This is a genomic window from Pseudoxanthomonas sp. z9 (genome assembly GCF_006542425.1).
Taxonomy (GTDB): domain Bacteria; phylum Pseudomonadota; class Gammaproteobacteria; order Xanthomonadales; family Xanthomonadaceae; genus Pseudoxanthomonas_A.
The window spans coordinates 98,361-112,578 of the sequence record NZ_VFID01000009.1 but is presented as its reverse complement, the minus strand read 5'-3'; the positions used below and the strand labels follow the sequence as shown (position 1 = coordinate 112,578).

Sequence of the window (14,218 nt, the reverse complement as noted above, 5' to 3'; positions counted from 1 at the left end):
CGCGCATCCAGCCCTGTCCGAAGCGCGCCGGCTTCATCGCGAAATGCGTTTGTACCGATCCAAATCGCTACGCTTCACCACCAAAGAAATACCAATCCCAGGATTGGTGCAACGCACGATGCAAACAGGACTTCGTTGCGTAAGCTGACAGCGCTGTCATCGCCGGCGGCTTGCGCCGGGCGATGCCGCGATTCCGCCTGTCGTGCCTTCGGCGGATCCACGGGAACGATCGGCCCGCATGATGCGGCAACCCACGCTTCCGGGATCCCGCCATGCCACGATGCGCCCTCCATTACCACGGGAGCCCGTAGTGGAACTGTCCGCACTCGATATCGGCATCGTCCTGGCCTATCTGGCCGGCATCTTCATCCTGGCGCAGTGGGTATCCCGCGAAAAGGGCGGTCACCAGAAGGATGCCAAGGACTACTTCCTGGCCAGCAAGTCTCTGCCGTGGTGGGCGATTGGCGCGTCGTTGATCGCCGCGAACATTTCCGCCGAGCAGATCATCGGCATGTCCGGGTCCGGCTACGCCATCGGCCTGGCCATCGCCTCCTACGAATGGATGGCGGCGCTGACCCTGCTGATCGTCGGCAAGTTCTTCCTGCCGGTGTTCCTGCGCAACGGCATCTACACCATGCCGCAGTTCCTGGAGCAGCGTTACGGCACCCGCATCCGCACCCTGATGGCGGTGTTCTGGCTGCTGCTGTACGTCTTCGTCAACCTGACCTCGATCATGTGGCTGGGTTCGATCGCGGTCAGCCAGGTGACCGGCATGGACCAGATGCTGGCGCTGACCCTGCTGGGCGTGTTCGCACTGGTGTACCAGTTGTATGGCGGTCTGAAGGCGGTGGCGCTGACCGACATCGTGCAGGTGTCGTTGCTCGTGCTGGGCGGCCTGCTCGTCGCCGGTCTGACCCTGAGCCACATCGGCGAAGGCGCGGGCATCGTCGCCGGCTTCCAGAAGCTGTGGTCGCAGCACCCCGGGCACTTCGAGATGATCCTCGGCGAGGACAACCCCTTCTACAAGGATCTGCCGGGCATCAGCGTGCTGATCGGCGGCATGTGGATCATGAATGTCAGCTACTGGGGCTTCAATCAGTACATCATCCAGCGCGCGCTGGCCGCCAAGGACATCGCCGAGGCGCAGAAGGGCGTGCTGTTCGCCGCTTTCCTCAAGCTGCTGATGCCGGTGATCGTGGTGCTGCCGGGCATCGCGGCGGTGGTGCTGGCGCCGGGACTGGAGAAACCTGATCAGGCCTACCCGACCATGATGCGCCTGCTGCCCACTGGCATCCTCGGCCTGGTTTTCGCGGCGCTGGTGGCGGCGATCGTCGCGTCGCTGGCATCCAAGATCAATTCGGTGGCGACCATCTTCACCCTCGACTTCTATGCCAAGTCCAGGAGCAAGCCGAGCGAGGCGCGCCAGGTGAAGGTCGGCCGCATCGCCGCCGCCGTCGCTGTGCTGCTAGGCATCCTCGCGGCGCGGCCGCTGCTGGGCAGCTTCGACCAGGGTTTCCAGTTCATCCAGGAATTCACCGGTTTCTTCACTCCGGGCATCGTGGTGATCTTCGTGCTCGGCCTGTTCTGGAAGCGCGCCAACGAGGCCGGCGCGCTGGCCGCGGCGCTGGGTTCGGTGCTGCTGTCGGCGGCTTTCTTCTGGGCGCAGAAGACCGGCGTCTACCTGTTGCCGTTCATGGACCGGGTCGGCATCGTGTTCCTGGCCGCGCTGGTGCTGGCGGTGGTGGTGTCGCTGGCCACCGCGCGCGCCGAAGGCAAGGATTTCATCCACACCGACGATGTGGACTACCGCACGCCGGGGGTGTTCAACGTTGGTGCGGTGGCCGTGATCGTCATCCTGATCGCCCTGTACACGATCTTCTGGTGATACAAAGGCCGGGCTCGCCCGGCTTGGAGTGGCGCGGAGAAGCAGCGGAGCAAGCTCCGCTCCACGTCATCGCTTGCGACGGGGCGGGGCGATGGATTCGCGCAGTTCCAGGGAGTACTGGATCGGCACCATCCGGCCCGCATCGGGATCGCGGATGCTGTTGAGCAGTTCGAGGGTCGCCACCCGACCCATGTCGCGGGTCGGCTGGCGGACCGTGGTCAGGGCCGGAAAGATGTGGCGCGAGATCGGCGTATCGTCGAAGCCGCAGACCGACAGATCGCGTGGCACGTTCAACCCGCGCAGGCCCGCGACCCGGATCACCCCGGCGGCGGTGTCGTCGTTGGCGGCGAAGATGGCGGTTGGCGGATCCTTCAGATCCAGCAGCTGGTTGGCGCCATGCACGCCGGATTCGTAGGTGAACTCGCCTTCCACCACCAGGTCCGGATCGAAGTCGATGCCGGCGCGTTCCAGCGCGTCGCGATAGCCGGCGAAACGCCAGGCGCAGGCGCCATGCGCCTTGTGGCCCTTGATATGGCCGATGCGGCGATGGCCGAGGGCGACCAGTTCGGCCACCAGGTCACAGACCGCGGCGTGCTCGTCCACGGTCACTCCGATACGGCCGCGGCGGACGCGTGGGGAAATGCTGGCGAACGGGATCTCGTGCTCTTCCAACTGCGCCAGCAGCGCCTTGTCGTCGGTCAGCGGCGGGATCAGCAGCACCCCGTCCAGGCCGAAATGTTCGACCAGCGAAGTGATGTCGGCGGTGTAGCCGCGCTGGCCGAAGGTCACCGGCGCCAGCACCAGGGTGTAGTGCTGGGCCCGGCAGGCTTCCAGCACGCCGCTCTGGATTTCCATCAGGTAGTTGCGCGACGGGTTGTCGTAGGCCAGCGCCACCACGTAGGACCGCTGGCCGGCCAGGCTGCGCGCCGACGGGTTGGGACGATACTGCAACCGGGCGACGACATCCTCGACCCGACGCCGGGTCTCCTCGCGCACGTTCGGCTCGTGGTTGAGCACGCGCGATACCGTCTTCATCGAAACACCGGCGGCGGCGGCCACGTCCTCAATCCGAATGCGCATGGCGCTGGGCTTCCTTCACCTCTTCCAGGACGTCATTCTGCCAGAGCGCGCGGCGTCGGCCTTGCGCGCTGCGTCACGGCGCCTCCGGCGTCCAGACGAAGGTCGCCAGGCTGCGCGCCGGCAGGGCGTAGCGCAGGGTCCGGCCGCCCTGCCCAATCGAAAAGCGGCGGGTACGGTTGGCGGAATTGGTCATCACCAGCACCAGCGAGCCATCGTCCTCGTTGCGGAACGCCACGTGATCCAGATCGCCACCCTCGCCCTCGGACGCGACCCTGGAAGCGCCCGGCCGCACGAAGCGGCTGGCATGGGCCAGGGCGTAGTACTCGTCGGTGCGGCTGACCTCGCCGGTGTCGCTGTTGATCGTCACCACCCCGCGGCAGGTATCGCAGCCGCCGGCGTGCGGGCCGCCATCCTGATCCAGCGCCAGGTTCCAGAACAGCACGCCACGCGCCCAGTTGCGCGTCGCGCCGATGACCTGTCCGCGCGCCTGCAGGGTCAGGCCACCGCTGATGATCGGTTCCCAGTCGCCGCCGGAGCATTCGGTCAGGTAGGCGTCCTTGTCGGGAAAGGCTTCATGGACCGGGGTCTGCGCCTCCACCGCGCCGCCGTAGCAATGCCAGGCGACCGCGGACACGTACTTGCCGGCGGCCGGATCGTTCAGCACGCCCAGCGGTTCCTGCGGCTTGTCCCAGTTGTGGTCCCAGTCGAAGATCTGCGGTGCGTTCTTCCGCCCGGCCAGCAGTGGTCCCAGGTGATCGCCGATGAAGCGCGCCCGCGCCGGTGCGTTAAGGCGCATGCCGGGGTAGTCCTTGGGTTCGAAATCCGGTTCGTTCTGCACGGTGAGGGCGAAGATAGGAATGCCCTCGGCCGCGTAGGCGTCGACGAACTTGAGCAGATAGCGCGCGAAGGCATCGTAGTACTCCGGCCGCAGCGCGCCCTGGATCAGGCTGTTGTTGGATTTCATCCAGGCCGGCGCGCTCCAGGGCGATGCCATCACCTGCAACTGCGGATTGATCGCCAGCGCGGCGCGGGTCACCGGCACCACGTCGCCGCGATTCGGTTCGATGCTGAAGTGCTTGAGCTCCGGATCCGGCTGGTTGCCCGGCGGATCGTCCAGGCTGTAGTGGTGGCGCGAGAAGTCGGAGGCGCCGATGGTCAGGCGGGTGAAACTCAGGCCGAGTCCGCCGTCCCGACCAAACAGCTCGCGCAGCAGCGCATCGCGTTGATCGGGCGACATGCGGTGCTGGATCAACCAGGCGGAGGAATCGGTGATGGAGGCGCCGAAACCGACCATGCGCTGGAAGCGCTGTTCCGGGTTCACCTCGATGTGGATACGCCGTTCGGAACTGTCGTCGAAGGCCACCGGCGCCTGCGCCCGCATCGCCTGTCGGTGGTCGGAGGTGGTGATCCAGACCTGCGCCCGTGGCCCTGCGTGCGCGGTGCCAGTCGCACCGGCGAACATCGCCGCGAACAGAACGGACAAGGTGAATGGCATGCGCCAGCGAATGGTCGTTTTCAATGAAACTCTCCCTAGGTTCGCGGTGGCGAAAAAAACGCCATGTTTCCGCGCATTTCCAATGCTGCGCTGCAGCGATGCCGCCACATATCCCGCGCCATGCGCCAACAACGACGGCAGTTGCCGCCAGCTCGCGTAACGCGATATTGACAAGTCGCATTGAGCGACAGTATGACAGCGCTGTCAATACAGGCTGGAGAGGGCCGCATGACACACCAGGCACACATTCGGGGAGCCGCCGGCTCCCAACTTCGCTTCGTCCCCCGCAAGCAACTGCTTGCCTCCGCCTGCGCGCTGGCGCTGGTGTCCACCTTCGCGGTCCATGCCCAGGATGCGCAGCAGGGCCAGAGTGCCGAATCCCAGCAAGATCCGGACATCAGCACCCTCGACAAGGTGCAGGTGACGGGCATCCGCGGCAGCATCGCGACCTCGATCGACACCAAGAATGAGTCCAACTCGATCGTCGAGGCGATTTCCGCCGAGGACATCGGCAAGCTTCCCGACGTCAGCATCGCCGAATCGATCGCCCGCCTGCCCGGCCTGGCGGCACAGCGCGTCAATGGTCGCGCCCAGGTCATCGCCATCCGCGGCCTGGCCCCGGATTTCGCGGCAACCCTGCTCAATGGCCGTGAACAGGTCACCACCGGCGACAACCGCGGCGTCGAGTTCGACCAGTACCCCTCCGAGCTCATCAATGCCGTGACCGTGTACAAGACCCCCGATGCCAAGCTGATTGGCCAGGGCCTGTCCGGCACCGTGGATCTGCAGACCATCCGTCCGCTCGAATACGGGCAGCGCCGAATCGTGATCAACGCCCGTGGCGAGAAGAACTCGTTCGGCCGGCTCAACTCTGGTGTCAGCAACAGCTTGGGCAATCGCTTCAGCGCGTCCTACATCGATCAGTTCGCCAACAACACCATCGGCATCGCGCTGGGTTATGCGCACCTGGATTCGCCATTCCAGGAAAAGCACTACAAGGCCTGGTGGTGGGGCGGATCGGCGGACTGGTTCCCGGCCGATGGCATTCCCGGGAAGCCCGCTGGCGCCGAAATGCTGATGGGCGCCGAAGCATGGGCGCGTTCCAGTGATCAGATCCGCGATGGCCTGATGGGCGTGTTCGAGTTCAAGCCCAACGAGAATTTCCACAGCATCCTGGACCTGTACTACTCCAAGTTCGATCAGAAGGAGACGATGCGCGGCATCATGTGGAGCCAGGATCCGTGGACCGGAAACGGCGTCACGATCTCGAATCCGAGCGTGGTTCGCCGGGGCAACGTGGACATCGTCACCGGCGGCAATCTGACCAACATCGAGCCGGTCATCCGCAACGACTACAACCGCCGCCAGGACGACATGTTCTCGGCGGGCTGGAAGAACATCTGGCACTTCGCCGAGAACTGGACCGCGCAGGCCGACCTGAGCTATTCCACCACCGAGCGCGAGCAGAGCATCGCCGAGACTTACGCCGGCCTGCAGACGGTCGGTACGGATGGAACGGTCAGTCCGGTCCTGGATACGCTGAGCTACAGTTCTCCGTTGAGCTCGGAGTTCGCCCGTTTCTCGTTCGGCCGCAGCTATTCGGACCCGTCCACCGTCGTCCTGAGCGACCCGTCCAACTGGGGCCGCGATGGCCGCATCGAGACGCCGCACCTGGAAGACACCATCAAGGCGGCTCGTTTCGAACTGCGCCGGGATTTCCAGGCGGGTCCGTTCTCCGGACTGGAGTTGGGCGCCAACTTCAGTCGCCGCGAGAAAGAGAAAACCTCCTACGTCTATTACGCGAACCTGAAAAACGGCCGCACGCCGATTACCCTGGACAGAGATGTCCTGGTGGCGCCCACCAACCTGGGCTTCGTGGGCATTCCGCATGTCCTGTCCTATGACGTCAACGAAGCGCTGAGTCGCTACTACGACATTGGCCTGCAGATGGACCAGAACGATTTCCAGAAGGACTTCTCGGTCACCGAAAAGGTCAAGACCTTCTATGCCAAGCTGGATATCGACACCGATATCGGCGAACGGGTGCGTCTGCGCGGCAACCTGGGTGTGCAATACATCAAGACCGATCAATCTTCCCGTGGCTTCAACGTCGCCAGCGTCAACAACCTCGGTGCAGTCGAAGCGGGTACGGACTACGACGATCTGCTGCCCAGCCTGAACCTGGTCGCCGACTTCGGTGAAGGCTGGTTCCTGCGCTTTGGCGCCGCCAAGACCCTCGCACGTGGTCGCATCGACGACATGCGTGCCGCTTCCAATGCCAGCGTATCCCCGACCACGCGGCAGTGGAGCGGCAGTGGCGGCAACCCCTACCTGGAGCCGTGGCGCGCCAAGGCGGCGGACCTGTCGCTCGAGAAGTACTTCGGGCCGGCCAGCTATGTTGCGCTCGCCCTGTTCTACAAGAACCTGGACAACTACATCCGCAGCAACACGGTCGAGTACGATTTCACCGGCTACACGAATCCGGATCCGACCATCGTGCCGGTCTCCAACATCGGCCAGTTCAGTACGCCGGTGAATGCGGAAGGCGGCTATCTGCGTGGTGCGGAGCTGAGCACGGCGATCGATTTCGGCATGTTCGCCCCCGCGCTCGACGGCTTCGGCGCGCAGTTCAGCGCGTCGTACACGGAGAGCAACATCAATCCGGGCAATACCACCTCGAACGTCGCGGCGCTCAATCGCCTGCCGGGCCTGTCGCGGGACGTCGCCAACCTGACCCTGTACTACGAAAAGAATGGCTTCTCCGCCCGTGTCAGCGAGCGTTACCGTTCGGAGTTCCGCGGCGAGATCTACAACCTGTTCTTCTCGCGGGCCTATACGACCATCCTCGCGGATCGCCAGACCGATCTGCAGCTCAGCTACGAGTTCCCGGATGGCAGCAACATGTCGGGCATGTCGTTCCTGTTCCAGGTCAACAACCTGACCAACTCGCCCTACCGTACCGTGCAGGATTCCGAGTTCGGTGGCGGTGCGAGCCAGCCGTTGGAGTACAACGAGTACGGCCGTCAGTTCATGTTCGGCGTGAGCTACAAGTTCAACTGATGCAAATCCGGCCGGCGGTGTCCCGAAAGGGCGCCGCTGGTCGCCGATGCTGTGCACGGCGGAGCGATCCGCCGTTTTTCTTCTTTGAATCGTCCGGAGGTAAAGACGTGAGAATCCGCGATATCGCACTCCTGAGTGGGGTCTGTCTGGCCATGGGATTGGCGGCCTGCGCCAAGCAGGAACCGGCCACCGTCGAACACAAGCCCGCCGAGCCGGCGAAGCTGACCGACTGGCCACGCCTGACCAGCGCCGTGGCGCCGGATCCGGCACTGGAAGCGCGTATCAAGGAAATCCTGGCGTCGATGACCCTGGCCCAGAAGGTCGGCCAGATGACCCAGGCGGAGATCAAGTCGATCACGCCGGAAGAGGTCCGCAAGTACTACATCGGTTCGGTGCTCAACGGCGGCGGCTCCTGGCCGGCCAAGAACAAGCATGCCGACGTCAAGGACTGGCTGGCGCTGGCCGATGCCTATTACGTGGCGTCGATGTCGACCGACGCCAAGATCCCGGTGCCGATCATCTGGGGCACCGACGCCGTGCACGGCCACAGCAACGTGTTCGGCGCGACCATCTTCCCGCACAACATCGGCCTGGGCGCGGCGCATGACGCGGCGCTGATCGAGAAGATCGGCGCGGCGACCGCGCAGTCCACCCGCGCCACCGGCATCGGCTGGGCGTTCGCGCCGACCGTGGCGGTCGCGCAGAACGCACGCTGGGGCCGCAGCTACGAAAGCTATTCCTCCGAACCGGCGCTGATCCGCGAGTACGGCGCGGCCTACGTCAAGGGCATGCAGGGCAACCTCAAGGGCGACGGCAACGTGATCGCCACCGCCAAGCACTTCATCGGCGACGGCGCCACCGACAACGGCAAGGACCAGGGTAATTCGACCGTGCCGCTGGCCGACATGATCAACGTCCACGGCCAGGGTTACTACGGCGCCATCGAAGCCGGCGTGCAGACGGTGATGGCGTCCTACAACAGCTGGAATGACGTCGCCGCCGACAAGGACTACGGCAAGATGCATGGAACGAAGGACCTGCTGACCGGCGCGCTGAAGGAGAAGATGGGCTTCGACGGTTTCGTCGTGTCCGACTGGAACGGCATCGGCCAGGTACCGGGTTGCAGCAACGCCAGCTGCGCCGCGTCGATCAATGCCGGCATGGACATGATCATGGTGCCGGACGACTGGAAGGCCTTCATCGCCAACACCATGCAGCAAGTCGAGAGCGGCGAGATTCCGCTGGCCCGCATCGACGACGCGGTGACCCGCATCCTGCGGGTCAAGCTGCGCGCCGGCCTGTTCGAGCACAAGCCTTCCGACAGTCCGCATGCCGGCAAACCGGAATCGCTGCAGCACCGCGAGCTGGCCCGCCAGGCGGTGCGCGAGTCGCTGGTGCTGCTGAAGAACGAGGACGCGGCGCTGCCGCTCAAGCGCAACCAGCGCGTGCTGGTCGTCGGCAAGAATGCCGACAGCGTGCCGAACCAGGCCGGTGGCTGGTCGCTGACCTGGCAGGGCACCGACAACACCAACGCCGACTACCCGAACGCGGACACGCTGCTGGCCGGCATCCGCGAAGCGGTCGGCGAAGGCAACGTGACCGTGCGCGAATCGGCCGAAGGCGTGGATCCGGCCAGCTTCGACACCGTCATCGCGGTGATCGGCGAAACGCCGTACGCCGAGATGATGGGCGACATCCTGCCGTACCAGACCGTTGCCCACAGCCAGCGCAGCCCCGAGGATCTGGCGGTGCTGAAGTCCGCCGCTGCCACCGGCAAGCCGGTCGTGACAGTGTTCCTGTCCGGGCGTCCGCTGTATGTCAACGATCTGATCAACCTGTCGAGCGCGTTCGTCGCCGCGTGGCTGCCAGGTACCGAAGGCAAGGGCGTGGCCGACGTGCTGTTCGCCGGTGCGGACGGCAAGCCGGCGCATGACTTCCGTGGCCGCCTGACCTTCCCGTGGCCGGGCGATGCGTGTCCGGCGCCGTCGAACCATCCGGACCCGAAGAAGCCCGCGCAGTTCGGTCTCGGCTACGGTCTGTCGTACGCCAAGCCCGGCCAGGTTGCCAAGCTGGCGGAAGCCGCGCCCGCGACCTGCGGCGAAGCCACCACGGTGGCGGTGTTCAACCTCGCCGATGCCGCGCCCTACGCGCTGCACCTGTCGGCGGCGGGCCAGGATCGCGCGCTCGGTGCCGATCTCAACCAGACCATCGAGTGGCCGCAGGACAAGCCGGCGCTGCGCGTACGCACGGTGCAGGTCAACACCCAGCAGGACGCCAAGGAAGTCACCTGGCTGGCACCGGCGCGCTTCTATGCGCGCAGCCCGGGCGGCACCAGCATGGCGTCGATCGCGCAGGACAAGGGCGCGCTGCTGTTCGACATCAAGCTCGCGCAGGCACCGAAGGGCAAGGTCACGCTGCGCTTCGGTTGCACGCAGGGTTGCGGCGACGGCATCGACCTGGCCCCGCAACTGACCGGCTACAAGCCCGGCGACAAGCACACCGTGAAGGTGCCGCTGTCCTGCTTCGCCGATCGCGGCGCCAACCTGGGCGGCATCGACATGCCGTTCGCCATCGACGCCGACGCCCCCTTCTCGGCCGCCTTCACCAACATCAAGGTGGTGGCCGGCGCGGGGGCGGATGCCGATGTGGTGAAGTGCGGCAAGTAGTTGCCGCGAATCCTTGCAGAAGGATGAGGGGTCGTTGAATCGACCCCTCGTCTCAGTCACCGACCGTGGTCATTCCGGCGGCCTCTGACGATCCGCTGGTCGGTCAAGCCGGGATCCATTTGCCACGATGGTGAATGGCCTTTGAGCGTTGAAGCACCGCGCGAAGGTGGATTCCAGCTCGCGCTGGAATGACGGCCTTGGGGTTGGGACGGTGATACGTCAGCGTCCGGGACCGCCCGACGATACATTCCCGGCACCCCGGAAATGCGCCTCGATCTGCTCCAGCGTCCGCCCCTTGGTCTCCGGTAGCAGGAACGCCGCCACCAGGAAGTACAGCACGGTGCAGGCGGCCCAGAAGAAGAACATGCTGGCGTAGCCGTAGTGGCCGACGGTGGGCAGGAAGATCGCCGCGATGGTGGTGGAGACGAACTGGTTGATCAGCAGGGCGATGCTCATGCCGTTGGAGCGGATGCGGGTGGGCATGAGTTCCGACAGCGCGAGCCACACGCACACGCCGGGCCCGACCGCGAAGAAGGCCACGAATACCAGAATGCAGGCGGCAACCGCCCAGCCGTGTGCCGGCGACGGCACCGCGCCGAGGCTGGCACGCTCGATCACCAGTGGCGCGTGTGCCGCTTCGGCCGGATCCGGGAAAGGATTCAGGTGCAGTCGGCGAAAGAAGGCGCCGATGACGCTGTCGGCCTGCACGGTCTGGTCGCGGCGCAGGACCACCTCGGACGCGCCGGGCGCGTCGCTGCGCAGCGAACGCACGTTGCTGAAACCGCCGTAGGCATAGGCGAGGGTCAGCTGCTGCGGTCCGGTCGCACTGTCCACGCCGAGGCGGCGCCACTGTGCGGCATCCAGTTCCAGCTTCAGCACATCGCCGGCAATCTGCGATTGCAGCACCGGCGAAACATCGCGCTCGCCCCGCTCGGCACGGACGAACAGCAAGGCGGCGGCCAGCAGCGCCACCGCGATGCCGCCGCTGCCGAGCATCAGCAGGAACTTGCGTCCCTTGCGATCCACCAGCACCAGCGCCACCACAGTCATCGCCGCGTTGAGCACCTTGATCGCCACGTCGGCGCCGTTGGCAACCGCGCCGGGCAGACCGGCCTGGTTGAGGATGTTGACCGCGTAGGCCAGCACGGAGTTGATGCCGGTGGCCTGGGTGAAGGCGAGCACCGCGCAGGCCAACAGGAACGGCCACACATAGCGACGGCTGAGCAGGCGGTCGCGCGCCTGCGGGCCGCCGGCGTCTTCCGGCGCCTGCATGCGTGCCAGCGTCGTCTCCACCTCGCCGGCGGGAACGGTGCGGCGCAACGCGTCGCGCGCGCGTTCGACGCGGCCACGCCGTACCAGCCAGCGGGGCGATTCGCTCAGCAGCAGTACGCCGGCGGTGAACACCAGGCCCGGCAGCAGGCAGCTCCAGAAAATCGTCCGCCAGGCATGATCCTTCGCGGCGAACAGCACGCGCTGCTGCTCGGCGGCGGCGAGCCCGCGCACCGAGGCTTCCGCCGCGTCCACCGCATGCGCGTGGTACAGGCCAATCACTGCCGCGAGCACCAGGCCGATGGTGAGCAGCAGCTGGAACATCGCCGCGCCGCGCCCGCGCCGTTCCGGCGCCAGCACTTCGGCCAGGTACAGCGGCACCACCACGCCGATCAGGCCGCCGCTCACGCCTTGCAGCAACCGGCCGAGCAACAGCGGCGTATAGCCGGAGGCCAGCGCCATGACCGGAATGCTGAGGGTGAACAGCAGGCCGGCCAGGAACATCGCGCCGCGCCGGCCGATCAGATCCGCGATGGCGCCGGCGAACAGCGAGGAGAGCACGCTGCCCAGCAGTACCGCCGCCACCACGAAGCCGAGCTGCTGGCTGGTGAGATGCCAGCTGACGGTGGCCGTGGCCTCCAGGTAAGGCAGCGCGCCGGCGATGATGCCGATGTCGATGCCGTAGAGCAGGCCGCCCATGCCGGCGATGAACAGCAGGTAGCGCACCTGCCAGCGCGGGGCCGCATCACGGGTGGATGCAGCCAGGATGGCGGAGGGATCGTTCATTCGGATGCCGGTCCTGTCGATTCATGCGCGCAAGGCGCGGGAAACACCGGCACGGGCGTACCGGTGCGAAGAACGGAAAGCGGATCAGCCCAGCGGGATCGCGTCGCCTTCGACGAACACCTGCCGTACTTGCAACTGCGGATCCAGCACCACCAGATCCGCCCAGGCGCCGGCCTGCACGCGGCCGCGATCAGCCAGGCCCAGGTAGTCGGCCGGATAGCGCGAGAGGCGGTTGGAGGCGTCGGCGACATCGAGTCCCAGCGAGACCAGGTTGCGCAGCGCCTGATCCATGGTCAGCGCGCTGCCGGCCAGCGAACCGGCCGCCAGCCGTACGCAGCCCAGGCACTTGAACACGCGCTGCGAACCCAGCGCGTATTCGCCATCGGGCATGCCGGTGGCGGCGGTGGCGTCGGTGACGCAGTACAGGCGCGGAATCGCCCGCAGCGCGGTGCGGATCGCGCCGGGATGCACGTGCTTCAGATCCGGAATCAGTTCCGCGTACTCGGCGTGCGCGAGCGCGGCGGTGGCAATGCCGGGATGGTAGTGATCCACGCCGGTCATGCCGTTGAACAGATGGGTGAACCCGGCGGCGCCGGCTTCCAGCGCAGCCACGCCATCCTCGTAGCTGCCGGCGCTGTGGCCCAGCTGCACGCGGATGCCGAGTTGGTTGAGCTGCGGAATCAGCGCCCGGTGCGCGCCGATTTCCGGCGCGAGGGTCAGTACCCGGATGGGCGCCAGCGCGTGCAGGCGGCGGACTTGTTCCAGTGTTGCTTCGATCACCAGCGGCGGCTGCGCGCCCAGTCGCTCGATGCTGATGTAGGGGCCTTCCAGATGCACGCCGAGTATGCGTGCCATGCCTTCGCCGCGTTCGGCGATGGCCGGTGCCAGCCCTTCCAGCGCATGCACGATGTCGTCCTCGTGCGCGGTCATGGTGGTGCCGAGCAGTGCGGTGGTGCCGTGACGCGCATGCGCACGCGCCACGGTGCAAGCGGCGTCGCCGCCCTGCATGATGTCCACGCCGTCGCCACCATGCACGTGCAGGTCGACGAAGCCGGGCAGGATCAACGGTTCGTCGCCGCCGGTGTCCCTGGCATCCGGTGCGGGATGGAGCGCACGCACGCGCTGGTCGAACTCGATGGTTCCGCGCATCCAGCCGTCGGCGGTGAGGATGCGGCCCTGCAGCGTGCGTGTCGCGGTCATGGTGGCGGTGGCTCGGCGATGATCACCTCGATGCCCAGCCGCTGCAGTCCTTCGCGGTAGTCGCTGCTGATGCCGTCGTCGGTGATGATGGTGTGGATCTGATCCAGGCGGGCGATGCGGTGCAGGCTGACCCGGCCGAACTTGGAGGCGTCGGTCAGCACCACGATGCGGCGCGCGCGCTCGACCATGCGGTGGTTGAGGCTGGCTTCGGCCTCGTGGTGGGTGGTCAGGCCGAATTGCAGGTCCAGGCCGTCCACGCCGAGGAACACGGTGTCGAAGCTGTAGGTGTTGAGGCTGGCCTCGGCTTGGCTGCCGTGCAGCGACAGCGACTGCTTGCGCAGCAGACCACCGGTCAGCAGCAGTTCCACGCCGGGTGCGTTGGCCAGTTCCCAGGCGATGTTCAGGCCGTTGGTCATCACGGTGACGTCGCGATGATCGCGCAGGTGCCGCGCCAGGGTCATCGTGGTCGAGCCGGAGTCGATGATGATGTTGTCGCCGGGCTTGACCAGGCGCGCGGCGTGCGTGCCGATGGACTCCTTCAACGGATGGTTGAGCGCGTCCTTCTCGTGGATGTCCTGCTCGGTCGGCGGTGTGCGCACCAGGGTGGCGCCGCCGTGATTGCGGGTGGCCAGGCCCTGCGATTCGATGTGGGTCAGGTCGGCGCGGATGGTCACCGACGACACCTCGAAGCGATCCACCAGATCCGCGACCTGCACGTTGCCGTGCTGGACGAGCAGCTGGAGGATCTGTTGCCGGCGTTGGCGGGTATTGCGCATG

8 protein-coding genes are annotated in these 14,218 nt (G+C 66.1%); 3 read left to right on the top strand and 5 right to left on the bottom strand.

Features of this window, described 5'->3' with window-relative positions; translation table 11 throughout:
* Nucleotides 1-310 precede the first annotated feature (310 nt).
* Nucleotides 311-1,885, top strand: a complete 1,575-nt coding sequence (locus FG323_RS11410; RefSeq protein WP_141454770.1) for a sodium/sugar symporter — start codon at nt 311-313, stop codon at nt 1,883-1,885.
* 66 nt (nt 1,886-1,951) lie between these two features.
* Here the strand turns inward: FG323_RS11410 and FG323_RS11405 are convergent, their stop codons facing one another.
* Both FG323_RS11405 and FG323_RS11400 read right to left on the bottom strand, forming a co-directional pair.
* The gene (locus FG323_RS11405; RefSeq protein WP_141454768.1) at nt 1,952-2,965 is read right to left on the bottom strand and encodes a LacI family DNA-binding transcriptional regulator; all 1,014 of its coding nucleotides are present in this window, start codon (nt 2,963-2,965) and stop codon (nt 1,952-1,954) included.
* A gap of 73 nt (nt 2,966-3,038) precedes the next feature.
* The gene (locus FG323_RS11400) at nt 3,039-4,484 is read right to left on the bottom strand and encodes a glycoside hydrolase family 30 beta sandwich domain-containing protein (RefSeq protein WP_255470157.1); all 1,446 of its coding nucleotides are present in this window, start codon (nt 4,482-4,484) and stop codon (nt 3,039-3,041) included.
* A gap of 204 nt (nt 4,485-4,688) precedes the next feature.
* Between FG323_RS11400 and FG323_RS11395 the strand changes: the two genes are divergently transcribed.
* Together FG323_RS11395 and FG323_RS11390 are read left to right on the top strand one after the other, a co-directional pair.
* Nucleotides 4,689-7,520 carry a TonB-dependent receptor gene (locus tag FG323_RS11395; protein WP_141454766.1) on the top strand — a complete coding sequence of 944 codons (2,832 nt, stop codon included), beginning with the start codon at nt 4,689-4,691 and terminating at the stop codon, nt 7,518-7,520.
* Between the two features lie 107 nt (nt 7,521-7,627).
* Nucleotides 7,628-10,186, top strand: a complete 2,559-nt coding sequence (locus FG323_RS11390) for a glycoside hydrolase family 3 protein (protein ID WP_255470156.1) — start codon at nt 7,628-7,630, stop codon at nt 10,184-10,186.
* A gap of 219 nt (nt 10,187-10,405) precedes the next feature.
* On the opposite strand, the gene FG323_RS11385 is transcribed toward FG323_RS11390, so the two are convergent.
* From FG323_RS11385 to FG323_RS11375, 3 genes are all read right to left on the bottom strand, one after another.
* Nucleotides 10,406-12,241 carry an MFS transporter gene (locus tag FG323_RS11385; RefSeq protein WP_141454764.1) on the bottom strand — a complete coding sequence of 612 codons (1,836 nt, stop codon included), beginning with the start codon at nt 12,239-12,241 and terminating at the stop codon, nt 10,406-10,408.
* Between the two features lie 84 nt (nt 12,242-12,325).
* The gene (locus tag FG323_RS11380; protein WP_141454762.1) at nt 12,326-13,441 is read right to left on the bottom strand and encodes an N-acetylglucosamine-6-phosphate deacetylase; all 1,116 of its coding nucleotides are present in this window, start codon (nt 13,439-13,441) and stop codon (nt 12,326-12,328) included.
* Nucleotides 13,438-14,217, bottom strand: a complete 780-nt coding sequence (locus FG323_RS11375; RefSeq protein ID WP_141454760.1) for a DeoR family transcriptional regulator — start codon at nt 14,215-14,217, stop codon at nt 13,438-13,440. Before FG323_RS11375 ends, FG323_RS11380 begins: the two co-directional genes overlap by 4 nt.
* Nucleotide 14,218 lies beyond the last annotated feature (1 nt).